A 24,326-nucleotide genomic window follows, 5' to 3' on the forward strand; every position below is an offset into this window, starting at 1 on the left:
CCCGGCATCGCGCCGGGCGCCCGTTGCCGTCTTCCGCATCCTCGCCGCGGGTAGACTCGACAGACGCTGTCGTCACCTGGAGGGACACGCATGTCACTGCTCTCATCGATCTCGGGACCGCGCGACCTCGATCGGCTGAGCATCTCCGAGCTGGACGCCCTCGCCGCCGAGGTCCGCGCCTTCCTCGTCGAGAACGTGGCGCGCAGCGGCGGACACCTCGGCCCCAATCTCGGCGTCGTCGAGCTCACGATCGCGATCCACCGGGTCTTCCGCTCGCCCGAAGACCCGATCATCTTCGACACCGGCCACCAGTCGTACGTGCACAAGCTGCTCACCGGCCGCCAGGACTTCTCCCAGCTGCGCTCCCGCGGGGGCCTCGCCGGCTACCCGCAGCGCTCGGAGAGCCCGCACGACGTCGTCGAGTCCTCGCACGCGTCGAGCTCCCTCAGCTGGGCGGACGGCGTGTCGCGGGCGCTGACGCGCACCGGCCATGTCGACCGTCACGTCGTGGCTGTGGTCGGCGACGGCGCGCTCACCGGCGGGATGACGTGGGAGGCGCTCAACAACATCAGCGACGACAACGACCGCAACCTCGTCATCGTCGTCAACGACAACGGCCGCTCCTACGCCCCGACCATCGGCGGCATGGCCCGCTACCTCAACCGCGTCCGCACGGGGGAGGCGTACCGCTCGCTGCACCGCGGGTCGGACACGCTCTTCCGGCGCCTCGGCCCCGCCGGGCGCGCCGTGTACCGCGGCGTCCGGGGCGGCACGCACGGCTTCCTCTCCCGCTTCGTGAACAACGCGGCGCTCTACTCGAACCTCGACATCAAGTACCTCGGTCCCGTCGACGGGCACGACCTGGCGTCGATGATCGAGACCCTCGAGCTCGCGAAGTCCTACGGCGCCCCGGTCATCGTGCACGCGATCACCGAGAAGGGGCGCGGCTACGCGCCGGCGCTGAGCGACGAGGCCGACCAGTTCCACGCCGTCGGGAAGATCGACCCCGTCACCGGCGTCGCCCTCGGCGGCGCCGCGCAGGTCGCGTGGACGGACGTCTTCGCCGAGGAGCTCGTCACGGCGGGGGAGGAGCGTGAGGACGTCATCGCGATGACGGCGGCGATGCTCCGCCCGACCGGTCTCCTCCCGTTCGCGCAGCGCTTCCCCGACCGTGTCTACGACGTCGGGATCGCCGAGCAGCACGCCGTCGCGTCGGCGGCGGGCCTCGCCTACGGCGGACTGCATCCCGTCGTCGCCATCTACGCCACGTTCATGAACCGCGCGTTCGATCAGGTCGTGATGGATGTCGCGCTGCATCGCGCCGGCGTCACCTTCGTCCTCGATCGCGCCGGTGTGACGGGTCCGGACGGGCCCAGCCACCATGGCGTCTGGGACCTCGCGATGCTGCAGCTCGTCCCGAACATCCGGATCGCCGCGCCCCGTGACGCCGCGCGCCTGCGCGAGGAGTTCCACGAGGCGCTGGCGGTCGGCGACGCCCCGACCGTCGTGCGCTTCCCCAAGGGCGCCGTGAGCGACGATCTGCCGGCGGTCGAACGACTCTCCGACGGCGTCGACGTGCTCGTGCGCAGCGACGCGGAGGACGTGCTGCTCGTCGGGATCGGCCCCATGGCGCACCTCGCGGTCGACGTCGCCGGTCGCCTCCGCGCACAGGGGATCGGCGCGACCGTCGTCGACCCGCGCTGGGTCGTGCCCGTGCAGCCGTCCCTCGTCGACCTCGCCGCCCGTCACCGCCTCGTCATCACGATCGAGGACGGCATCCGCGTCGGCGGCGTGGGAACCCGCATCCGTCAGGTGCTCCGCGAAGCGGGCGTCGACACGGCGGTGGACGAGCTCGGCCTGCCGGACGAGTTCATCGACCACGCGAGCCGCGAGCAGATCCTGGCCGATGCCGGCCTCACCCCGGCGAAGATCGCGCAGGATGTCGTCGCGCAGGTGCTCGGCACGCGCATCCCCGTCGCGCGACCGACGGCGGACACTGGGGCGATCTGGATGGCGGACGTCGACGCCCGCCGCCAGGACTCCTGACCCCGGCTACCGCCGGGCGCGGGGCCGACGGGCGGCGTGGAACGATGGTCGGATGAGCACCGCCAGCCTCACCCGTGAGGAGACCGCCGCCCGTTCCGCCGCCATGACGCTGCACACCGTGCACGTCGATCTCGACCTGCGCACTGCGCCGGATGCCGACACGACGGGCTTCGCCACGGTGAGCACCCTCGCCTTCGCCGCGGCGACGGGGGAGACCTGGATCGACTTCCTCGGCGAATCGGTCGACACCGTCGAGATCAACGGCATCCCGCAGGCGGTCGAGTGGGACGGCTCCCGCATCCGGGTGACGGGGCTCGTGGACGAGAACGTCGTCCGCGTCCGCGCCCGCGGCGCATACAGCCGCTCGGGCGAGGGTCTGCACCGGTTCACCGACCCCGTCGACGGCGCGGTGTACCTGTACACGCAGTACGAGCCGGCCGACTGCCGGCGCGTCTACCCATGCTTCGAGCAGCCCGACATGAAGGCCCGCTGGACCTTCCGGATCACGGCGCCGGGCGGCTGGGAGGTCCTCTCCAACGGGGCCGAGACCGGCCGCACCGCCGTGGACGACGGCATCCGGGTCACGTTCGCCGAGACGCTTCCGCTGTCCAGCTACATCACCGCCGTCGCCGCGGGGCCGTATCACCGCGTCACGGGGCGCTGGGAAGGCGAGCGGCAGAGCGCCGACCTCGGCGTCCTCTGCCGCGCCTCGCTCGCGGTGCACCTGGACGCCGACGAGATCCTGGGGATCACCCGGCGCGGGCTCGACTTCTTCACCGGCGTCTTCGGCGACTACCCCTGGGGCAAGTACGACCAGATCCTCGTGCCGGAGTACAACCTCGGCGCGATGGAGAACCCCGGGCTCGTGACGTTCACGGAGGGCTACATCTTCCGCGGCGCGTCGACCGTCGCACAGCACGAGGCGCGGGCGAACACGATCCTGCACGAGATGGCGCACATGTGGTTCGGCGACCTCGTGACGATGCGCTGGTGGGACGACCTGTGGCTCAAGGAGTCCTTCGCGGACTACATGGGCACGCATGCCGCGGCCGCCGTCGGCGGCTACCCCGACGCGTGGGTGACCTTCGCGTCGCGCCGGAAGGCGTGGGCATACCAGCAGGACCAGCTGCCGACGACGCATCCGATCGTCGCCGACATCACCGACCTCGAGGCCGCGAAGCTCAACTTCGACGGCATCACGTACGCGAAGGGCGCGTCGGTCCTCAAGCAGCTCGTGGAGTACGTGGGGGTGGATGCGTTCTTCGCGGGCGCGAAGCGCTACTTCGAGGCGCACGCGTACGGCAACACGACCCTCGACGACCTGCTCGTCGAGCTGGAGGCGGCCGCCGGGCGCGACCTGCGTGCGTGGAGCGCCGCGTGGCTGCAGACCACCGGGATGTCGACCATCCGCGTCGAGCGCGGGGAGCACCTCGCGATCGTGCAGACCCCGCCGCGGCCCCATCGCCTGAGCGTGGGCCTGCACCGCCTCGACCACGGCACGCTGCGCCGGCTCGCGGCGCTCGACGTCGACATCCACGAGGAGCGGACGGCCGTGACGCTGCCGGTCGTGCCGGACGTCGACCTCATCCTGCCCAACGACGGCGACCGCACGTACGCGAAGGTGCGGCTCGACGAGCGCTCGGTCGACGCGCTGGCGTCTGCCCTGTCGACGATTCCGGATGCCCTCACCCGCGCCGTCGCATGGTCGGCGCTGTGGAATGCGACGCGCGACGGCGAGCTCGCCGCGGCCCGCTACGTCCAGATCGCCGGCACACACGGCCCCGCCGAGACGAACATCGCCGTGCTGGCGGACGTCGTCGGGCATGCCCGCTACGCCGTCGAGCATTTCGTCCCGGCGGACGAGCGCGACGCGCGGCGTCCCGCGTGGCTCGAGACCGCATGGCAGGCGATGACGGCTGCGGATGCCGGCAGCGACGCCCAGCTCGTCTGGGCGCGCGCCGTGGGCGCGGCCGCGTCGACGTGCGATGACCGCGCCGCAGACCTGCGGGCGATGCTCGACGGCACGGCCCCGGCCCCGGCGGGCCTCGCCCTGGACCCCGAGCTGCGGTGGAACTGGCTGTTCGCCCTGTCCGCAACGGGACACGCGAGCGTCGAGGATGCCGACGCGGAGTACAGCCGGGATGCCACGGCGAAGGGGCGGAGCTCACAGCTCGCGGTGCTCGCCGCCCGACCCGATCCGGGGGTGCGAGCGGAGGCGTGGCGCACCGCGTGGGAGGACCAGGCCCTGACGAACGAGCATCTCGACGCGACGATATCCGGCATCCGTGCGGGCGGGCGGCGCGACCTCGTCGCACGCTTCGACGAGGACTACTTCGCGCGCCTGCGCGCCGTGTGGGAACAGCGCAGCATCGAGATCGCCGGCCGACTCGTGCGCGGGCTGTTCCCGGCCTCGGAGTCGCTCGATCCGGTCGACGCGTGGCTCGCGGCGAACGAGGACGCACCGGGCGCGCTGCGCCGCATCGTGCTCGAGCAGCGGGACCACCTGGCCCGCGACCTGCGGGTCCGCGCCGCGCAGGGGCTGCTCGGGGCGGCCTGACCGGCAGCCTCACACGCGGCTGAGAGCCCAACGGCGGAGATCGTCGCGGGCCTGCCGGCCAGCCGGCATCCTTGGGGGTACCCGAGCCACGATCTCCGCCGTTGCACGCGCGCAGCGACGCCGGCACCGACGGCAGCGGCCCCGGGCCGGAGCCCGGGGCCGCTGTGAGCCGATCGTCAGCCGATGCCGCGGATGGGCGGGGTGTGGAACGTGCCACCGAACGCACGCTCCGACGCACCCTCGCGGTCGAGGTACGGCGACGCGCCGCCGTCGATGAACGGCCAGCCGGCGCCGAGGATGAGGCACAGGTCGATGTCCTCGACCTCGGGCACGACGCCCTCGTCGAGCATGATCTTGATCTCCTGCGCGAGACCGTCCTGCACGCGCGCGAGGATCGTGGCGGCATCGACGGGCGTCTTGCCGACGGCCGGCTTGAGGACCTTCTCCGCCGCCTTCGTGAACCCGGTGACGCGGCCGCCCTTGTCCTTCTCGACGACCTCGGGCAGCTCGGCCAGGGCGTGGAAGTTCTCGTTGGCGTAGAACCGGTCGGGGAACGCGCGGACCATCGTGTCCTGCACGTGCGCGGCGACCTTCCAGCCGACCAGGTCGATGAGCTGGAACGGTCCCATCGGCAGGCCGAGCGGGCCGAAGGCCTTCTCGACGTCGGCGACCGGGGTGCCCTCGTAGACGGCGCGCGCCGCCTCGCCCATGACCTTGGCGAGCAGCCGGTTCACGACGAAGCCGGGGGCGTCGGCGGTGAGGACGGCATTCTTGCCCAGCCCGCGAGCGACGACGAACGCCGTCGACAGCGCGGCATCCGAGGTCTGCGGCGTCTTGACGATCTCGATGAGCGGCATGACGGCGACGGGGTTGAAGAAGTGGAAGCCGACGAGACGCTCGGGGTGGGCGAGCTTCGCGCCGATCTCCTCGACCGACAGCGACGAGGTGTTGGTCGCGAGGATGGCATCCTCCGCGATGATCTTCTCGATCTCGCCGAACACCTCCTGCTTGACGCCGACCTCCTCGAACACGGCCTCGATGACGAAGTCGCAGTCCGCGTAGAGGCTCTTGTCGGTCGTGCCGGTCACGAGCGCGCGCAGCCTGTTCGCCGCGTCGCCGTCCAGACGCCCCTTCGCCTCGAGCTTGCCGATCTCCTCGTGGATGTAGGCGACGCCCTTGTCGACGCGGGCCTGGTCGAGGTCGGTGATCAGCACCGGCACCTGGAGCTTGCGCACGAACAGCAGCGCGAACTGGCTCGCCATGAGCCCCGCGCCGATGATGCCGACCTTCGTGACCTTCTTGGCGAGGTCCTTGTCGGGGGCGCCGACGGGACGCTTCGCACGCTTCTGCACGAGATCGAACGCATACATGGATGCCGCGAACTGATCGCCCGTGACGAGTTCCGCGAGCGCCTCATCCTCGCGCGCGAAGCCCTCCGCCTTCGTCCCGGACTTCGCCTTGTCGAGGAGGTCGAGGGCGACGTACGGTGATCGGGGCATGGTGCCGATCTTGGACTCCAGCATGCCGCGGGCCATCTTGATCGCGATGGGCCACTTGGTGAGGCGCTCGATCTTGCCGGGCTCGTTCTTCCGGTCGACCTTGGTCACCCCGGTGAGCACGCCGTCGGCCCAGCGCAGCGAATCCTCGAGGTAGTTCGCGGCCGGGAAGATGGCGTCGACGATGCCGTAGTCGAACGCCTGCTGCGGCTTCAGCATCCGGTTCTGCTTCAGGGGGTTGGAGATGACCACCTCGAGGGCGTTCTCGATGCCGATGAGGTTCGGCAGCAGGTAGGCGCCGCCCCAGCCGGGGATGATCCCGAGGAAGACCTCGGGGAGCGCGATCGCCGCGGCGGACGCGTCGACGGTGCGGTAGGTGGAGTTCAGCGCGATCTCGAGCCCCCCGCCGAGCGCGAGGCCGTTCACGAACGCGAACGACGGCACACCGAGCTCTCCCAGCATCCCGAGCACCTTGTGCCCGAGCTGCGTGATGAGCTTGGCGTTCTCCTTCGACCCGACCTTCGAGATGTCCGACAGGTCGGCGCCTGCGGCCAGGATGTACTGCTTGCCCGTGATGGCGACGGCGTCGATCTCGCCGGCCTTCGCCCGCGCCGTGAGCGCGGCCAGCGTCTCGCCGAGCTCGGTGAGCGTCGCCGGGCCGAGGGTGTTCGGCCGCGTGTGGTCACGGCCGTTGTCGAGCGTGATGAGGGCCAGCCGCTTGCCGCTCGGCAGCGTGACGTCGCGCACGCGGGAGTGCGTCACGACCTCGCCGGCGGTGAGGGCCTGAATGGGGGAGAAGTCGATCGCGTCGTAGTCGGTCATCGGTGTCTCTCTCACTTCTTCTTGCCGTCGTAGTGCGGGTTCTCCCAGATGACCGAACCGCCCTGACCGAGGCCCACGCACATGGCGGTGAGGCCGTAGCGGACGTCGGGGCGCTCGGCGAACTGGGCCGCGAGCTGGATCATGAGGCGCACGCCGGAGGCGGCGAGGGGGTGGCCGAGGGCGATCGCCCCGCCCCACTGGTTGACGCGCGGGTCGTCGTCGGCGATGCCGAAGTGGTCCAGCAGGGAGATCACCTGGATGGCGAACGCCTCGTTCAGCTCGAACAGGCCGATGTCCGAGATCTTCAGCCCCGCCTTGCGGAGCGCCTTCTCCGTGGAGGGGATGGGCCCGATGCCCATGATCTCCGGCTGCACGCCCGCGAACGCGAACGACACCATGCGCATCTTGGGACGGAGACCGAGCTCCTTCACGGCCCGTCCGCCGGCCAGCAGCGACATCGTGGCACCGTCGGTCAGCGGCGACGAGGTGCCCGCCGTGACCCGACCGTGCGGGCGGAACGGGGTCTTGAGGCCGGCGAGGTCCTCCATCGTCGTCTGGGGACGGCGTCCCTCGTCCTCGGTCGCGAGCGCCCAGGAGCCTTCGGCGTCCTTGACGGCGACCGAGACGAGGTCGGGCTGGAACTTGCCGGCGTCGTAAGCGGCCTGCGCCTTGTGCTGGCTCAGCATCCCGAACCGGTCGGAGCGCTCCTTCGTCAGGTGCGGGAAGCGGTCGAAGATGCGCTCCGCCGTCACGCCCATGTTGAGGGCGCCCGGGTCGACCATCTTCTCCGCGACGAAGCGGGGGTTCGGGTCGGCGTTCGCGCCGATGGGGTGGTGTCCCATGTGCTCGACGCCACCGGCGAGGGCGACCTCGTACATGCCGTAGCCGATCGACCCGGCCATGGTCGTCACACTCGTCATGGCGCCCGCGCACATGCGGTCGATCGCGAAGCCCGGCACCGTCTGCGGCAGACCCGCGAGGATCGCGACCGAGCGCCCGAGGGTCAGTCCCTGGTCGCCGGTCTGGCTCGTCGCGGCGATCGCGACGTCGTCGACGCGGTCCGCGGGGACGCCCGGGTTGCGCTCCATCAGGCCGATGGTCGCCTTCACGGCGAGGTCATCGGCGCGGGTGTTCCAGTACATGCCTTTTTCGCCGGCGCGCCCGAAAGGGGTTCGCATTCCGTCGACGAAGTAGACGTCCGAAAGCTCGGCCACACTGCCTCCAAAGATAGGGATCGCTCCAGCCTATGAAGGCGGCAAGGGCGGGGAAATCGGTTGGATCGTATCTACGAAGCCGGCTCGGACGGCTCCGCCGCCTCGTGCACGGAATCGACAAAGGCTTGGACGATCACCTGTGCAGTGTACGCAATCTGCCAGCGTCGGGCGCCGAACGATTCCAGGATGCGGCCGACGCCGTCGACATCCAGCGGCTCCGGCGGCTGCCACGCGACGCGGCGCAGCGTGTCCGGGGTCAGGAGGTTCTCGGCCGGCATGTTGAGCTCTTCCGCGAGGTCATCGATGCGCGGCCGGACGGTCTTCAGCCGCGCGTCGGCGGCCGGGTTCCGGTCGGCCCATGCGCGCGGCGGCGGCATTCCGTCACCCGGAACGCGTTCCACCGGGAGGACCGGGTCGGCGCGGCCCGCTTCGATGGCCGCCCACCAGCGGTCCAGCTGGGTGCGGCTCGCGCGGCCGATGAACTCCTTCGTGCGGGCGAGATCCTGCTTGGTGGCCGGGTCGGCCCGCACGGCGGCGACGAGTGCACGGTCGGGCACGAGGCGGCCGGGGGAGACGTCCTGCTCCCTGGCGTACTCCTCGCGCGCCGTCCAGAGCGCCTTGGCGATCGCGAGCGAGCGCCGTCCGCGCACCGTGTGCAGACCGCTCAGGCGGCGCCACGGCTCTTCACGCGGCGGCTTCGCGGGGCGTGTGCGCACGGCCTCGAACTCCTCCTGCGCGAGAGCCGTCTTGCCCTGCTCCTCCAGCTCGAGCGCGAGCGCATCGCGGACGTCGATGAGGTGCAGCACGTCGAGGGCCGCGTATTCGAGCCAGGATTGCGGCAGGGGACGAGTGGACCAGTCGGCCGCGGAGTGCGCCTTGGCAAGGGTGATGCCGAGCGTGTCCTCGACGACGGCGCCGAGTCCGACCCGGGCGTGCCCGAGCAGCCGGGCGGCGAGTTCGGTGTCGAAGATCGACGGAGGCTCGAGGTTCTCGTCGCGCAAGGACGGGAGGTCCTGGCTCGCCGCGTGCAGCACCCACTCGACGTCGCCGATGGCGTCCTGCAGCGGGGCCATGTCGCCGAGGGCCGGCGGGTCGAAGAGGAACACGCCGGCATCGCGCCGGTAGACCTGGATGAGGTACGCGCGCTGCGTGTAGCGGAACCCGGATGCTCGTTCGACGTCGACGGCGACCGGCCCCGTGCCGCCCGCGAGGGTCAGCGCGGCCTCGATGAACTCTTCGACATCGGTGATGACGTGGTACTCAGCCACGCGCCGCCCTGTTTCCGCCCAACACGACGATTCCCTCCGACCCGGGCGGGAGACCCGCCAGCATGCACACCAGTTCCGCCCACGCCCGCACGTGCGCCGCGACGTCGCCTTCCGGCGACCAGGACGCACGCAGCTCGATCTGCGCGCCGTCGCCTTCCTCGGCGAGGGATCCGAATCCCTTGGACAGCGTCTTGGTGGCCGTGCCGGATGCCGAGTGGAACCGGGCGCCGCGGGCGGCCAGCGCGTCGACGAGCCAGGACCACGCGACGTCCGCCAGGAGGGGATCGGTGCCGATCTCCGGCTCGAGGGGCGCCTGCGCGAAGCAGACGATGCGCCAGGCGCCGTTCCACGCGTCGGGCTCGCTCGGGTCGTGCAGGAGGATGAGCCGGCCGGTCCCGTACTCGGAGTCGCCGCCCTCCTCATCGGGGCGCACGTCACCGGCGAGAGCGATGGCCTCCGGCGCGAGCGAGGACGGCGCCGGGATCTCGCGCACCGCGAAGTCATCGCGGAAGCTCAGGGCGCGCAGCGCATCGGCGACCTGCGCGAAGGCCGGCGTGGCAGCCGGGGGACGGGGTTCATCCACGTCGACAGACTAGAGTGACGGGACCATGAAGGCACCCAGGCGCGCCGTTCCCGCCGGCGCATCTCCGACGCTCATCGCGGCGCTCCGCGGACTCATCGTCGCGATGGCGACGGCGCTCGTCGGCGTGACCGGGATGCTGACCTTCATCTCGGTGCGGATGGCCCGGAAGGTCGTGACCCCGGGGGGCAGGCTGCCCGACACGAAGATCCTCGACGTCGACACCGCCGCGCAGACGATCACCCTGACCCGCACGCCGGATACGGCGCTGCCGGGACGCTATGGCCTGTTCACCGTCGGCACGGCCGCCTATCTCAAGCTCGGCTCCGTGCTCTCCGCCGACGAGACGAGCGTGAAGCGCAAGCTCCTCACGCATGTCGGCCCCGACGCGCAGCTCGCCCCCGATGCCGCCTTCAGCGGCTGGTACTTCGACCAGCCCGAGGAGCTGCACCTGCCCTTCTCCGTCGAGCTCGTCGGCTCTCCCGTCGGCCCCTGCCCGGCCTGGATCTTCCCGGCCGCAGAGCCGAGCGACACGTGGGTCGTGCAGGTGCACGGGCGCGGCACGACCCGCGCCGAATGCCTCCGCGCCGTCCCCGTCTTCCACGCGGCCGGGCTCACCTCGCTCGTCGTGTCGTACCGCAACGACGGTGAAGCGCCCCGCAGCCGCGGCGGGGCCTACGGCCTGGGCGCGACGGAGTGGCGGGACGTGGATGCCGCCATCGGCCTGGCCCGCCGCCGGGGCGCCCGCCGCGTGATCGTCATGGGCTGGTCGATGGGCGGGGCGATCGCACTGCAGCTGGCGCTCAGCTCCGCGCATCGCGACATCCTGACCGGGATCATCCTCGAATCGCCGGTCATCGACTGGCGGATCGTGCTCAGCCATCAGGCGCGGCTCCTCGGCCTCCCCTCGCAGGTCGCGGACCTCGCGATCGCCACCCTGCGCCGGGAATGGACGACGCCGGTCACCGGCGCCGACGTGGCGATCCCGTTCGACCGGCTCGACGTGGTGTCCCGGGCGGCGGAGCTCCGGCATCCGATCCTCATCCTGCACAGCGACGACGACGGCTTCGTCCCGTCAGACGCCTCGCACGATCTGGTCGTCGCGAGACCCGATCTCGTGGACCTGCAGATCTTCGACGTCGCACGGCACACGAAGCTGTGGAACTACGACCAGGAGCGCTGGACCGCGGCCATCACGGGCTGGCTGACGCGGACTGGGCAGGTCACCCCCGCGGTTTAGTGTGGAGGGGTGAGCAGCGCACCCGTCGGCATCGTGCATCTGAGCGACCGCGCTCCCCAGGTCTCGGGTGAGCAGATGGTCGCGGCGCTGATCCCTCCACCCCAGTTCGACGGCGCGACGTTCGAGACGTACCGCGCGGATGCGCGCTTCCCGTCGCAGCAGGAGGCGAAGGATCTGCTGATCGCGTTCAGCGGCGGCGGGGCACCGGCGGCCCGGGGCGGGCTCTTCCGACGCGCCAAGAAGACCCCCGAGGTCAAGCCCGGGGTGTACCTGGACGGCGGCTTCGGCGTGGGCAAGACGCACCTGCTCGCCGCGATCTACCACGCGGTACCGGCCCGCCGGAAGTACTTCGGCTCCTTCATCGAGTACACCGCCCTCGTCGGGGCGCTCGGCTACCAGAAGACGGTCGAGCTGTTCCGCGGCGCCGACCTGCTCTGCATCGACGAATTCGAGCTCGACGACCCGGGCGACACCATGGTGATGACCCGGCTGCTCGGCGAGCTCGTCCCGACCGGCACGCGCCTGGCCGCGACATCCAACACCCCGCCGAACGCGCTGGGCGAGGGCCGGTTCGCCGCGCAGGACTTCCTGCGCGAGATCCACGCGATGGCGGCGAGTTTCCAGACCATCCGCATCGACGGCACCGACTACCGTCAGCGCGCCGTCGACGGGCACGCCGTGGTCGTGACCGCGGGCGAGTACGAGCGTGACCTCGCGGATGCCGCGGCGTCCGGCCTCGTCTCCGACGACGCGTTCGACACCCTCATCCGGCACCTCGCGACGGTGCACCCGTCGCGCTACATCCGCCTCATCGAGGACATCGCCGTCATCGGCATCCGCGATGTCGCCCCGCTCGACGATCAGTCCGCCGCGCTGCGCTTCGTCGCGTTCATCGACCGCGCGTACGACGCGCAGATCCCGGTGCGCGCCACCGGAACCTCTCTGGATCAGGTCTTCACCGACGACATGCTGGCCGGCGGCTATCGCAAGAAGTACCTCCGCGCGATCTCGCGACTGGTCGCCCTCACCCACAGCTGACACCGCCGCCGCGGCCTTCCTCCGGCCGATTCCTAGCGGTCATCCGGTCCGCCGAAACGTGATGTTCACGCCCGGGGCACCCTTGTAACAGTCGCGAAACACGACACGCATACTGCGGGAAACCGGCAGTGATGAGACTGGGCGAGCCCGGATCCCACCGTCACACCCGACATCAGGCGGAGCGGGCCTTTGAGTATCAACACATGAGTGAGGAACTTCATGGACAGCGGAAATCTCGCCTGGTCTGTCGCGGCGACAGCCCTCGTGCTTCTCATGACGCCCGGTGTGGCGTTCTTCTACGGCGGTCTGGTGAAGGCCAAGTCGGTCGTCAGCATGATGATGCTGAGCTTCGGCGCCATGGGCTTGGTGGCCGTGCTCTGGATCCTCTACGGCTCCAACATGACCGTCATCGGCGAGGGGGAGTCCCAGTTCCTGGCCGGCAACCCGTTCAGTGACTTCGGTCTGGCCAACGCCGACAGCGACACCCTCGTCATCTCGGCCTACGGCGCCACGTTCGCGATCATCACGGTCGCCCTCATCTCCGGCGCGATCGCAGACCGTGCGAAGTTCGGGTCGTGGATGATCTTCGCGGGCGTCTTCGCCACGGTCGTCTACTTCCCGGTGGCCGCCTGGGTCTGGGGCGGTGGCTGGATCTACAACCTCGGCGCGAACCTCGGTCTGGATGTCGCCGTGATCGACTACGCCGGCGGTACGGCCGTGCACATCAACGCCGGCGCGGCGGCCCTCGCCCTCGCACTGGTGCTCGGCAAGCGCGTCGGATTCCAGAAGGGGATCAACAAGCCGCACAATGTGCCGCTCGTGCTCCTGGGCGCCGCGCTCCTGTGGTTCGGATGGTTCGGGTTCAACGCCGGCGCCGAAGGCACGTTCTCGCTTCTCGGCACCGAGGACTCCAGCGTCGGCCTCATCGTCGTCAACACCCTGGGCGCCACGGCCGCCGCGATCCTCGGCTGGATCATCATCGAGAAGATCAAGGACGGCAAGGCCACCTCGATCGGTGCCGCGTCCGGCGCCGTCGCGGGCCTCGTCGCGATCACCCCGGCGTGCGCCGCGCTGGCGCCCGGCTGGGCCCTCCTCCTCGGCCTCGTCACCGGTGCGGTCTGCGCCCTCGCGATCGAACTGAAGTGGAAGCTCGGCTACGACGACGCGCTCGACGTCGTGGGCGTGCACCTCGTCGGCGGCCTGATCGGAACGCTGTACCTCGGCTTCTTCGCCACCGGCACCGGCCTCTTCACCGGCGGCGACGCGTCGCAGCTGCTCGTGCAGGTCATCGCTGCCGTGGGCGTCCTGGTTTACTCCTTCGTGGTCGCCTACGTCCTCGGTCTCATCATCGAGAAGACGATCGGCTTCCGCGTCAAGAACGAGGACGAGATCGCCGGCGTCGACACCGTGGTCCACGGTGAGGAGGGCTACGCCCTCGTCGACTGAATCGACGCAGTTCCAGCACGGAGAGGGTGCCGCATCATGCGGCACCCTCTTCGCGTGCGCGGGGGCGCAGGCGTCGGATCCCGGCTCAGTAGGGTGGCAGGGTGAGCTACGCCACCCGCATCCTGCACGCCCTCGGCGGCCTCTTCCGCTCCTCCGGTGCCCCGCCGCCCGCGCCTGTCCGCGACCTGCCGGGACGCGGGGGAGAGGGCGCGACCGTCGAGGTCGCGCCGCGGGCCGCCCGCGGACTGCGGATCACCTACGCCCCCGCCCTCGACGGCGATCCGGATGCCGGGGAGATCGTCTGGACGTGGGTGCCGTACGCGGAGAACGACGGGCGCGGCAAGGACCGCCCGGTGCTCGTCATCGGCCGCGACGGGGAGGACCGCGTCTACGCCGTCCGCCTCACGAGCAAATCGCATGACGGCGACCGCGACTTCCTGGCGCTCGGCACGGGACCGTGGGACACCCGGGGGCGGCCGTCCTGGGTCGACATCGAGCAGCTCTACAGCGTGCATCGCGACGGGATGCGGCGCGAGGCCAGCGCGCTGGACCTCGACCGCTTCACGCGCGTCGCGAAGGCGCTGAGCGACCGGTACGGCTGGGCCGTCGGCAGCTGACCGCCGGCATCCATCCCGGCGCCGGGTGCCGGCATCCCTCCGCCGTCCCGCGCCGGGACCGCGTCCCGCTTCCGAGCCGTGTCCCACTTCGAGCGAGTCGCCGCGGCCTGCAGCCACGGATGCCGTGACACGGTGCGGCCGCCTGTCCCACCTCGTGCGGCTGCGCGCCCGGAAACCCGCAGGTGGCGCGACACGCACGCTCGGCGGGCGTGTGGGCGCGCGCGGGCACGAAAAAGCCCCGATGCTCGCGGGGTGCGCGTGCTGCGGGGCTGCTTCCGTGGGCGATACCAGACTCGAACTGATGACCTCTTCCGTGTGAAGGAAGCGCGCTACCAACTGCGCCAATCGCCCATGGCCCGGGGGCCGAGCACCAAGCTTATCGGATTCCCGGAGCCGTTCCACACACGTGGCCCGCGCTTCCGGGTGGTGGGGCGACCGCACAACGGGGCGAGACACGCGCGAGCGTCCGCCGGTTTGGAACTCGCGGATTAGTCAGCTAAAGTCAATGACGCGCCCGGAGAGATCCGGGATCCGCGGATGTAGCGCAGTGGTAGCGCATCACCTTGCCAAGGTGAGGGTCGCGAGTTCGAATCTCGTCATCCGCTCGAGTGCGGGGATCCCTTTTCGAAGGGATCACGACACGTGGGTCGAACCACATGGTGGCGTGGCCGAGCGGCTAGGCACCGGCCTGCAAAGCCGTTTACACGGGTTCGAATCCCGTCGCCACCTCCACTCAGAACTGAACAGCCCATGCGGGCGCGATTGGCGCAGCGGTAGCGCGCTTCCCTGACACGGAAGAGGTCACTGGTTCGATCCCAGTATCGCGCACCACCTGAAACCCCCGGCCCCGCCGGGGGTTTTCTGCATTCCGGGTTCGCCCGCACACCCCCGCTCCCACCTCGCGGCCCGACTGTGGATACGATCGGAGGACGACGTCACGGAGGTTTGCGATGTTCATCGTCTATCTGGTGCTCTTCCTGCTCGGCTTCTACCTGTTCGGGCTCGCGTTCGCGATCGACTCCGACCCGAGCGGCTACATCTTCGTCGCCGGCATCCTGTCGGTCTCCCTCGCCGTCGCGCTGCTGATCCACCTGCCGAGCGCAGCCGACCGCGCCAAGCGCTGACGCCGCGCGACAGGCAGCGCCATGGCCACCCTCGTCCTCACCGTCGTCGGCGATGACCGTGCCGGTCTCGTCAGCGCCCTCGCCGAACAGGTCGCCGCGCACGGCGGCAACTGGGAGCAGAGCGAACTCGCCGAGCTCGCCGGCGCCTTCGCCGGCATCGTCCTGATCTCGGTGCCGGATGACCGCGTCGACGAGCTCACGCGTGCCGTGCAGAGCCTCGAGGGACTGTTGCGCGTCACGGCCCACACGCCGCCCGCGGCGCACGCCGACAACGACGCCTACAACCTCACCTTCACGGTGCTCGGCAACGACCGGCCCGGCATCGTCCGCGACGTGACGACCGCCGTCGCCGCGCACGCCCTCAGCATCGACGGGTTCCGCAGCCGCACCCTGGACGCGCCGATGGCCGGCGGCACGCTCTTCGAGGCGACGGTGCAGGTGCGCGTCCCCTCGGCAGCGGACGCCGACGCCATCACGAGCGCGCTGGAGCGCCTCGCCGGTGAGATCCAGGTCGACCTCAGCCTGGGGTGAGCACCGGATGAGCGCCGCCGACGACGTCCGCGCCGCCCTCCGCCGCGCCGCGGACCCCGCCCGCGCCGCGGGGCAGCAGGCATACATGAAGTCGGCCATGCCTTACCTCGGGGTCACGATGCCCGACGTCCGGCGCATCGCCCGGCTTGCCGGGAAGGACCTCCGATCCCCGGATGAGGCGCGGGGCCTCGCCCGCGCCCTGTGGGACGAGGCGACGCACCGCGAGGAGCGGTACGCCGGCATGATCCTGCTCGGCGGGCCCGTCCTGCGGGGCGACCTCGACTCCGTCCCTCTCCTCGAGCACATGGTGCGCACGGGCCGCTGGTGGGACTTCACCGACGACCTCGCCGGCCGGGTGCGCGAGCTGCATGACCGGCATCCCGTCGAGACGGCGCGACTGGTGCGCGACTGGAGCGTCGACGAAGACCTGTGGATGCGGAGGCTGGCGATCCTCTCGCAGCTCGGACGCCGCGACCGCACCGACCTGGCGCTCCTGAGCCAGCTGCTCGAGCCGAACCTCGGCGACCCCGAGTTCTTCATCCGGAAGGCGATCGGCTGGGCCCTCCGCGACGTCGGCCGCACGCGGCCGGACTGGGTGCGGGAGTACGCGGCCACGCACGAGCTCAGTCCGTTGAGCCGCCGGGAGGCGCTCAAGCACCTGTAGCGCCCCGGAGTTCAGCGTGCGAGCGGGATGACGGCGAGCCCGACCACGAGGGGCGCCGCGAGCAGCCCCCACAGGATGTACGTGCGCCAGGGCACGTCGACGCCGACGGCGTGCAGCCGCTGATGCCACAGCAGCGTCGCGAGCGACGCCCACGGCGTGATGAGCGGCCCGGCGTTCACGCCGATGAGGAGAGCCGCCAGGCGGGCGGGGGAGTCGGCCGTCCCCTCGAACGCGAGGTAGGCGGGCAGGTTGTCCGCGACGTTGGCTCCCAGCATCCCGGCTCCGGCCAGTCGCCAGAGCGCCAGGAGGTCGTCGCCGGACCCGGCCGCGGTCGCCAGGACCGCACCCCAGCCGAGCGCCTGCGCGGCGGCGACGGCGAGGAAGAGCCCGGAGGCGAACACGAGAAGCTGCCACGGCACGAGGCCCACGCGCAGCACGTCCGGGGAGCGCCAGGCGAACACCCCGGCCAGCACGAGCGCCGCCAGGGCGGCCGGCATCCACGGCGGCAGCCCGCTGACCAGGAGGGGCACCATCACGGCCACCACGACGGCGCTGACCGTCAGCAAACGGCGGTCCACCAGGTGCGGCGGCGGGGCCGGTGCGTACCGGCCGCGGAGCGATCGCCGGTGGATGAGGAGCAGCAGGGCGACCGTCACGACGATCGCGACGACCGCCGACGGGCCGAGCAGGGCCAGGAAATCCCCGGCATCCGCGCCGCCCAGCCGGTGCGCGGCGAGCAGGTTCGTGAGGTTCGACACCGGCAGCAGCAGGGATGCCGTGTTGGCGAGCCAGACGGTCGTGAACGCGAAGGGGAGCGCCGGCAGCCCATTGGCCCGCGCCACGGCGACGACGACGGGGGTCAGCAAGACGGCGGTCGTGTCGAGCGACAGGAACGCCGTCGCGGCGACCGCCAGCGCCACGATCAGCAGCCACAGCACGAGCGTGCGCCCACGGGCCAGGCGCGCGAGGCGGGCGGCCAGCGCGTCGAAGACCCCCGCGACGGCGGCGAGCTCCGCGACGATCGTCACCGCGACGACGAAGAGGAGGATCGGCCAGACCCGCTCCGCCACGGCCAGCGCGTCATCGACGGGAAGCACGCCGAAGGCGACCGCGGCCCCGCCGAGGAGCAGCAGCGCGGCTCCGACGACGGCGAGCTTCACGGCATCCATCATGGGGGATCGGCCGGGCGGCGATAGACTCGATCCATGGAACACCGCCGGATCCTCGCCGTGACGCTCGTCACGCGCACCGGCACGCGAACGCTCGACGCCTGAGCGGGCGGGACGCGACGCGTCCGAAGCTGAGCACATCCTTCCGATCCACCTCTGGAGTCCTCTCTTGACTGACGTCAACGCCCCGTCGGACGTGTCCTTTCCGGCCGACGGCTTCGCCCTGTTCCCCGACCGCTCCGTCGTCGCCCTGCGCGTCAACGGCGAGCTGAAAGACCTCGCCACGGTCGTCACCGCGACGGATGCCGTCGAGCCGGTGACGATCGACAGCGCCGACGGCCTGTCGATCCTCCGTCACTCCACCGCCCACGTGCTCGCGCAGGCTGTCCAGCGGGTGCGCCCGCAGGCCAACCTCGGCATCGGCCCGCCCATCACCGACGGCTTCTACTACGACTTCGGCGTCGACGAGCCCTTCACCCCGGAGGACGTCAAGGCGATCAAGAAGGAGATGGAGCGCATCGTCCGGGAGGGCCAGCGCTTCGTCCGCCGCGTCGTCACCGACGAGGAGGCGCGCGCCGAACTCGCCGACGAGCCGTTCAAGCTCGAGCTCATCGGGCTCAAGGGCGGGTCGAAGGAAGCGGCAGAAGGCGCCTCCGTCGAGGTGGGCGCGGGCGAGCTGACCATCTACGACAACGTGTCCCGCGACGGCGAGACCGTCTGGAAGGACCTCTGCCGCGGGCCGCACGTGCCGGGCACCCGCATGCTCGGCAACGGCTGGGACCTCACCCGCATCGCCGGCGCGTACTGGCGCGGCAGCGAGAAGAACCCGCAACTGCAGCGCATCTACGGGACCGCCTGGCCCACGAAGGACGAGCTGCGCGCCTACCAGCAGCGCCTCGAGGAGGCCGCCAAGCGCGACCACCGCCGCCTCGGCAAGGAGCTCGACCTGTTCTCGTTCCCCGACGAGATCGGCTCCGGCCTGTCGGTGTGGCACCCGAAGGGCGGCATCGTCCGCGGCGAGATGGAGCAGCACGCCCGCCGCCGGCACATCGAGGGCGGCTACACCTACGTGTACACGCCGCACATCTCGAAGGAGGACCTGTTCCTCACCTCGAACCACCTCGTCACCTACCGTGAGGGCATGTTCCCGCCCATCCGCATGGATGAGGAGACGGATGCCGACGGCAACATCACCAAGCACGGCCAGGACTACTACCTGAAGCCGATGAACTGCCCGATGCACATCCTCATCTACAAGGAGCGCGCGCGCAGCTACCGCGACCTGCCCATGCGGCTCGCGGAGAACGGCACCGTCTACCGCAACGAGCTCTCCGGCGCCCTGCACGGGCTCACCCGCGTCCGCGGCTTCACACAGGACGACTCGCACCTGTTCGTCACCCCCGACCAGCTCGAGGCGGAGACGGCCCGCGTCCTGGAGTTCGTCCTGTCGATGCTGCGCGACTTCGGCCTGGAGGACTTCGAGCTGGAGCTCTCGATGCGCGACGACGAGAAGTCGAAGTGGATCGGCAGCGACGAGTTCTGGGAGTACTCCACGAACGCCCTCCGCCACGTCGCGCACGCCTCGGGCCTCAAGGTCACCGAAGTGCCCGGCGAGGCCGCGTTCTACGGGCCGAAGATCGACCTGAAGACGCGCGACGCGATCGGCCGGACCTGGCAGCTCTCGACCGTCCAGGTCGACGTCAACCTGCCGGAGCGCTTCGGTCTGGAGTTCACCGGCCCCGACGGCGAGAAGCACCGGCCGATCATGATCCACCGGGCCCTGTTCGGATCGATCGAGAGGTTCTTCGCGATCCTGCTGGAGCACTACGCGGGTGCGTTCCCGGTGTGGCTCGCCCCCGTCCAGGTCGTCGGCATCCCGGTCGCCGAGCAGTACGGCGACTACCTGCAGGGCATCGTCGACACCCTCCGTGAGGCGGGGGTCCGCGCCGAGGTGGACCATTCCGATGACCGCATGCAGAAGAAGATCCGCACCCACACGACGCACAAGGTGCCGCTGCAGCTCATCGCCGGCGAGCAGGACCGCTCGGCGGGAACCGTCTCCTTCCGCTTCCGGGACGGGTCGCAGACCAACGGCATCCCGGTCGACGAGGCCATCGCGAAGATCCGGTCGGCGATCGAGCAGAAGACGCTCGTGAACACCGCGGAGGACCTGGCGTGACGGACGGCTCGGAGCCCCGCTTGGAGGACGCCGCGACGCTTCCGGGGGTGCCGGACGAGTTCCAGCGCCTGTGGACGCCGCACCGCATGGCGTACATCCAGGCTGGCCCCGAGCCGCTCCGCGAGGAGTGCCCGTTCTGCGCGGCGCCGGGCACGTCCGACGCCGACGGTCTCATCGTCGCGCGGGGGAAGACCGCGTACGTGCTGCTGAACCTCTTCCCGTACAACTCCGGGCACCTGCTCGTGTGCCCGTACCGGCATATCGGGCTGTACGACGAGGCGACGCCGGAGGAGGTCGCCGAGATCGGCGCCCTCACGCAGACCGCCATGCGCGTGCTGCGTCAGGTGTCGCGCTGCGACGGCTTCAACATCGGCATGAACCAGGGCGCCGTGGCCGGCGCAGGCGTGGACGCCCACCTGCACCAGCACGTCGTGCCGCGCTGGGCGACGGACGCCAACTTCTTCCCGATCATCGCGAAGACCAAGGCGCTGCCGCAGCTGCTCGGCGACGTCCGCCAGGCGGTCGCGGCCGCCTGGCCGGCATCCTGACAGCCGCCGGCCTCAGCGGACCTGCGTGACGGCGAACTGCTCCGCGGGGTGCGCGTAGAACTCCTGCGCCTCCACGAGCTGGAGCTCCCGCTGCCCCGACTCGTACGTCATCCGCAGCAGGTCGTACACGCTCGAGGTGGTCTTCGCGAGCGCCGTCGCGGCGTCGCCCGTCGCGCGGTAGTGCGCCGTGAACAGCGCCGCCGTGACGTCCCCCGACCCGTTGGCCTTCATGGGGATGTGCGGCGTCTGGACGATCCACGCACCGGCGTCGGTGACGGCGAGCATCTCGATCGTGCCCTCCGGGCGGTCGGGACGCTCGACGCTCGTGACGAGCACCGTGCGGGGGCCCATGGCCCGCGCCAGGTCGGCGGAGGCGAGGGTCGATTCCAGGTCGGCGGGCTCGGTGCCGGTGAGGAACCCCAGCTCGAACTGGTTCGGCGTGATGATGTCGGCGGCGGGGACCACGCGCTCGCGCAGCAGCACCGGGATCGCGGGCGCGACGAAGCACCCCGACTTCGCGTTGCCCATGACCGGGTCGCACGCGTACACGGCGGCGGGGTTCGCCGCCTTGACCCGCGCCACGGCATCGAGGATGACGTCGGCGATGCCCTCGCCGCCCTGGTAGCCGGAGAGGATCACGTCGATGTCGGGGAAGGCGCCGCGCGCCTCGATGCCGGAGATGACGGCGGCGACGTCGTCGGGGCTGATCATCGGGCCGCCCCAGGAGCCGTAGCCGGTGTGGTTGGAGAAGTTCACGGTGTAGACGGGCAGGACCTCGATGCCGATGCGCTGCAGGGGGAACACGGCGGCGGAGTTGCCGACGTGACCGTAGGCGACGGCGGACTGGATCGACAGGATCTTCACGAGCGGGTGACCTTCTCTCGGGGGGATGCCGTCGCACCGACGGCGGCGGCGACGTCGGCGGCGAGCCGCTCGGCGTCGGGATCGGACAGGGTGTGCACGGTCAGGCGGAGGCGGTGCGCCGCGCGCTCGTCGACGAGGACGAACTCGTCGCCCGCGCGGGCGAGCCAGCCGCGTCGCATGAGCCGCTCGACGACCGGGCCGGCGGGCCCGTCGACGTCGACCCACAGGCTCAGCCCGTCGCCGGCGTCGCACGGTACGCCGAGGGCGGTGAGGCGGGCGGCGAAGGCGCGGTTCCGCCGCAGGTAGTGCTCGCCCGCGCGGTCGACGGCTGCCATCACGGCCGGGTCGGTGACGAGGGCGACGGCAAGGCGCTGCAACAGGTGGCTGACCCACGTGCTGCCGGGGCTCAGGCGCATCGCGAGGCGGTCGGCGGTCTCCGGGTCGGAGGCGGTGACGGCGAGGCACATGTCGGGGCCGAGGAACTTCGACACCGAGCGGACGAGTGCCCACCGCCGATGCTCGGGTCCGATGATCGAGTGGTACGGCTGACGCGTGAGCATCGAGAAGTGGTCGTCGGCGATCACGAGGACGTAGGGGTGGTCGGCGAGCACGGCGCGCAGCTGCGCGGCGCGCTCGGCGGTCAGGCTCGCGCCGGTGGGATTCTGGGCGCGCGGCGTGCAGATGACGGCGCGCACGCCCTGCGCGAGTGCGGCGCGCAGCCCCTCGACCGTCATCCCCTCCTCGTCCACCGGGACGGCGACGGGGCGGTAGCCGCCGAGACGCACGGTGCGGATGCCGGAGAGGAAGCACGGGTCCTCCAGCGCCACGGCGTCGTCGCGGACGAGCGCCTGCGCGAGGAGACGCTCCATGGCATCCACGGCCCCGCCGGTGACCGTCAGCCGCAGCGCCGCGGGGTCCGCGACGTCGGGCGTCATCCAGTCGCGCGCCCAGCGCTCGAGGTCCGGGTCGATGACGGGTTCGCCGTACAGGATCGGCCGGCCGGCCAGCGCCGTCAGGGCGCGGGACGGGTCGGGGATCAGCGCGGGGTCGGGGTTGCCGTCCCCGACGTCGCGGAGGACGCTGTCCTGCGCGTACCCCTCGACGGCGAGCGGGGCGGGAGAGGCGACCCGCGTGCCGCCGCGCCCGAGCGTCTCGACGGTGCCGGCCTGGCCGAGCAGCCGGTACGCGGCGACGACGGTGTTGCGGTTGACGCCCAGACGGTCGGCGAGCGTCCGGACCGGGGGGAGCGCCTCGCCCGGGACGACGCGGCCGCTGTCCACGAGCGCGCGGACGCTGTCGGCGATCTCCGCCGCCGAGGTCCCCGTGATCGCCTCGCCCGTCACCGCCACCGTCCTTCACATGTCGTCTGGCACAACTGAGGCCATGCTAGCTTCTGGCATAGGCCAATAGCGAAGCGGCGCGATCCGCGCGTCGAAGAGGGGAAGCAGCCATGTCCAGCACCGGAACCGGTCGCGTCAAGCGCGGACTCGCCGAGATGCTCAAAGGCGGCGTCATCATGGACGTCGTCACCGCCGATCAGGCGAAGATCGCCGAGGATGCCGGCGCCGTCGCCGTCATGGCGCTCGAGCGCGTCCCCGCGGACATCCGCGCGCAGGGCGGCGTCTCGCGCATGAGCGACCCGGACATGATCGACAGCATCATCGCGTCGGTCTCCATCCCGGTCATGGCGAAGGCGCGGATCGGGCACTTCGTCGAGGCCCGCGTGCTGCAGGAGCTCGGCGTCGACTACATCGACGAGTCCGAGGTGCTCTCCCCGGCCGATTACGTCAACCACATCGACAAGTGGGACTTCACGGTGCCCTTCGTCTGCGGCGCGACGAACCTGGGGGAGGCGCTCCGGCGCATCACCGAGGGCGCGGCGATGATCCGCTCCAAGGGCGAGGCCGGCACCGGCGACGTCTCCGAGGCGACGAAGCACATCCGCACCATCACGAGCGAGATCAACATGCTGCGCTCGAAGACGAAGGACGAGCTGTACGTCGCGGCGAAGGAGCTGCAGGCCCCCTACGAGCTGGTCGCCGAGGTCGCCGAGACCGGCACGCTCCCGGTCGTCCTGTTCGTCGCTGGCGGCGTCGCGACGCCCGCGGACGCCGCGATGATGATGCAGCTCGGCGCCGACGGCGTGTTCGTCGGCTCGGGCATCTTCAAGAGCGGCAACCCCGCGCAGCGCGCGGCGGCCATCGTCAAGGCCACGACGTTCCACGACGACCCGAAGGTCATCGCCGAGGTCTCCCGCGGACTCGGCGAGGCGATGGTCGGCATCAACGTCGCCGACCTCCCCGCTCCGCACCGGCTGTCGGAGCGCGGCTGGTGACAGCGCCGCGCGTCGGCGTCCTCGCACTGCAGGGCGACGTCCGCGAGCACGCCCGCGTGCTGACCGGCCTCGGCGCGGAGGTCGTGCTCGTCCGCCGCCCGGAGGAGCTGGCATCCGTCACGGGACTCGTCTTGCCGGGCGGGGAGTCCAGCGTCATGGACAAGCTGGCGCGCGCCTTCGGTCTGCAGCAGCCGCTGCGGGATGCCATCGCGGCCGGCCTGCCGGTCTACGGCACCTGCGCGGGGCTCATCCTGCTCGCCGAGCGCATCACCGACGGGATCGCCGGACAGGAGACGCTCGGCGGCCTCAACGTCACGGTGCAGCGGAACGCGTTCGGCAGTCAGGTCGACTCCTTCGAAGCCGACCTGGACGTGCCGGCCTTCGGCGACCCGCCGGTGCACGCGGTGTTCATCCGGGCGCCGCTCGTGACCGAGGTCGGCCCGGGCGTCGAGGTGCTCGCCGCGCTCGAGGACGACCGTATCGTCGCGGTCCAGCAGGGGAACCTGCTCGGCACCGCGTTCCACCCCGAGGTCGCGGGGGAGACGCGGTTCCACCGCCGTTTCCTCGACCTCGTGCGCGCCGCCTGAC

The 24,326-nt window shown here is 71.1% G+C and carries 20 protein-coding genes and 4 tRNA genes; 16 read left to right on the top strand and 8 right to left on the bottom strand.

The annotated features are described in order from the left end of the window. Positions 1–90: 90 nt before the first annotated feature. Both dxs and pepN read left to right on the top strand, forming a co-directional pair. Positions 91–2,046 (top strand): 1-deoxy-D-xylulose-5-phosphate synthase, encoded by a 1,956-nt coding sequence (gene dxs / locus BR85_RS05805; protein ID WP_028495672.1) that lies wholly within the window; start codon positions 91–93, stop codon positions 2,044–2,046. A 52-nt stretch (positions 2,047–2,098) separates the two neighbouring features. Further along, entirely contained in the window at positions 2,099–4,603 is a 2,505-nt protein-coding gene (gene pepN / locus BR85_RS05810) for an aminopeptidase N (RefSeq protein ID WP_028495673.1), read from the top strand. A 176-nt stretch (positions 4,604–4,779) separates the two neighbouring features. Here the strand turns inward: pepN and BR85_RS05815 are convergent, their stop codons facing one another. The 4 genes from BR85_RS05815 to BR85_RS05830 form a co-directional block, all read right to left on the bottom strand. Further along, on the bottom strand, positions 4,780–6,921 hold the full coding sequence (locus BR85_RS05815) for a 3-hydroxyacyl-CoA dehydrogenase NAD-binding domain-containing protein (protein WP_028495674.1): 2,142 nt from the start codon (positions 6,919–6,921) through the stop codon (positions 4,780–4,782). A gap of 11 nt (positions 6,922–6,932) precedes the next feature. Then, positions 6,933–8,135: a thiolase family protein gene (locus BR85_RS05820; protein ID WP_028495675.1), complete on the bottom strand. Its 1,203-nt coding sequence runs from the start codon at positions 8,133–8,135 to the stop codon at positions 6,933–6,935. 71 nt (positions 8,136–8,206) lie between these two features. After that, the gene (locus BR85_RS05825) at positions 8,207–9,403 is read right to left on the bottom strand and encodes a ribonuclease D (protein ID WP_028495676.1); all 1,197 of its coding nucleotides are present in this window, start codon (positions 9,401–9,403) and stop codon (positions 8,207–8,209) included. After that, positions 9,396–9,986, bottom strand: a complete 591-nt coding sequence (locus BR85_RS05830) for a DUF3000 domain-containing protein (protein WP_028495677.1) — start codon at positions 9,984–9,986, stop codon at positions 9,396–9,398. The genes BR85_RS05825 and BR85_RS05830 overlap by 8 nt, the downstream gene beginning before the upstream one ends. A gap of 25 nt (positions 9,987–10,011) precedes the next feature. Here BR85_RS05830 and BR85_RS05835 point away from each other — a divergent pair, with 25 nt between their 5' ends. The 4 genes from BR85_RS05835 (at position 10,012) to BR85_RS05850 (ending at position 14,324) form a co-directional block, all read left to right on the top strand. Continuing rightward, complete coding sequence (locus BR85_RS05835; protein ID WP_028495678.1) at positions 10,012–11,223, top strand: alpha/beta hydrolase family protein; 1,212 nt, start codon at positions 10,012–10,014, stop codon at positions 11,221–11,223. Between the two features lie 9 nt (positions 11,224–11,232). Next, positions 11,233–12,261, top strand: a complete 1,029-nt coding sequence (gene zapE, locus BR85_RS05840; RefSeq protein ID WP_028495679.1) for a cell division protein ZapE — start codon at positions 11,233–11,235, stop codon at positions 12,259–12,261. Between the two features lie 219 nt (positions 12,262–12,480). After that, positions 12,481–13,707, top strand: coding sequence for an ammonium transporter (locus BR85_RS05845; protein ID WP_028495680.1), 1,227 nt, complete (start codon positions 12,481–12,483; stop codon positions 13,705–13,707). Between the two features lie 101 nt (positions 13,708–13,808). Then, entirely contained in the window at positions 13,809–14,324 is a 516-nt protein-coding gene (locus BR85_RS05850) for a type II toxin-antitoxin system PemK/MazF family toxin (protein ID WP_028495681.1), read from the top strand. Positions 14,325–14,602: 278 nt separating this feature from the next. Here BR85_RS05850 and BR85_RS05855 read toward each other — a convergent pair. Continuing rightward, positions 14,603–14,675, bottom strand: a tRNA-Val gene (locus BR85_RS05855). Between the two features lie 182 nt (positions 14,676–14,857). On the opposite strand from BR85_RS05855, the gene BR85_RS05860 reads away from it, so the two are divergent. From BR85_RS05860 to BR85_RS05880, 6 genes are all read left to right on the top strand, one after another. After that, positions 14,858–14,929: transfer RNA gene (locus tag BR85_RS05860), tRNA-Gly, on the top strand. Positions 14,930–14,982: 53 nt separating this feature from the next. Next, positions 14,983–15,056: transfer RNA gene (locus BR85_RS05865), tRNA-Cys, on the top strand. 24 nt (positions 15,057–15,080) lie between these two features. Further along, a tRNA-Val gene (locus BR85_RS05870) sits at positions 15,081–15,155 on the top strand. 119 nt (positions 15,156–15,274) lie between these two features. Then, a complete protein-coding gene (locus BR85_RS15400; RefSeq protein ID WP_155947959.1) occupies positions 15,275–15,448 on the top strand; it encodes a hypothetical protein in 174 nt (57 codons plus the stop codon). A gap of 21 nt (positions 15,449–15,469) precedes the next feature. Then, positions 15,470–15,979 (top strand): glycine cleavage system transcriptional repressor, encoded by a 510-nt coding sequence (locus BR85_RS05875; protein ID WP_028495682.1) that lies wholly within the window; start codon positions 15,470–15,472, stop codon positions 15,977–15,979. 7 nt (positions 15,980–15,986) lie between these two features. Next, positions 15,987–16,643 carry a DNA alkylation repair protein gene (locus BR85_RS05880; RefSeq protein WP_028495683.1) on the top strand — a complete coding sequence of 219 codons (657 nt, stop codon included), beginning with the start codon at positions 15,987–15,989 and terminating at the stop codon, positions 16,641–16,643. A gap of 11 nt (positions 16,644–16,654) precedes the next feature. Here the strand turns inward: BR85_RS05880 and BR85_RS05885 are convergent, their stop codons facing one another. Continuing rightward, positions 16,655–17,812, bottom strand: coding sequence for an SLC13 family permease (locus BR85_RS05885; RefSeq protein ID WP_081782713.1), 1,158 nt, complete (start codon positions 17,810–17,812; stop codon positions 16,655–16,657). 169 nt (positions 17,813–17,981) lie between these two features. Here BR85_RS05885 and thrS point away from each other — a divergent pair, with 169 nt between their 5' ends. Further along, a complete protein-coding gene (gene thrS / locus BR85_RS05890) occupies positions 17,982–19,991 on the top strand; it encodes a threonine--tRNA ligase (protein ID WP_036272289.1) in 2,010 nt (669 codons plus the stop codon). Then, positions 19,988–20,539 (top strand): HIT family protein, encoded by a 552-nt coding sequence (locus tag BR85_RS05895; RefSeq protein WP_028495686.1) that lies wholly within the window; start codon positions 19,988–19,990, stop codon positions 20,537–20,539. Before thrS ends, BR85_RS05895 begins: the two co-directional genes overlap by 4 nt. A 12-nt stretch (positions 20,540–20,551) precedes the next feature. Here BR85_RS05895 and pdxY read toward each other — a convergent pair whose 3' ends face one another. Further along, positions 20,552–21,403, bottom strand: a complete 852-nt coding sequence (gene pdxY, locus BR85_RS05900) for a pyridoxal kinase PdxY (protein ID WP_028495687.1) — start codon at positions 21,401–21,403, stop codon at positions 20,552–20,554. Next, a complete protein-coding gene (locus BR85_RS05905) occupies positions 21,400–22,746 on the bottom strand; it encodes an aminotransferase class I/II-fold pyridoxal phosphate-dependent enzyme (RefSeq protein WP_028495688.1) in 1,347 nt (448 codons plus the stop codon). Before BR85_RS05905 ends, pdxY begins: the two co-directional genes overlap by 4 nt. A 107-nt stretch (positions 22,747–22,853) precedes the next feature. Between BR85_RS05905 and pdxS the strand changes: the two genes are divergently transcribed. Next, on the top strand, positions 22,854–23,738 hold the full coding sequence (gene pdxS, locus BR85_RS05910; RefSeq protein WP_028495689.1) for a pyridoxal 5'-phosphate synthase lyase subunit PdxS: 885 nt from the start codon (positions 22,854–22,856) through the stop codon (positions 23,736–23,738). Continuing rightward, positions 23,735–24,325: a pyridoxal 5'-phosphate synthase glutaminase subunit PdxT gene (gene pdxT, locus BR85_RS05915; protein WP_036272291.1), complete on the top strand. Its 591-nt coding sequence runs from the start codon at positions 23,735–23,737 to the stop codon at positions 24,323–24,325. The genes pdxS and pdxT overlap by 4 nt, the downstream gene beginning before the upstream one ends. The last annotated feature ends 1 nt before the right edge of the window (position 24,326 follow it).

The organism is Microbacterium sp. UNCCL10 (genome assembly GCF_000746195.1).
In the GTDB taxonomy this organism is placed as follows: Bacteria; Actinomycetota; Actinomycetes; order Actinomycetales; family Microbacteriaceae; genus Microbacterium; species Microbacterium saccharophilum.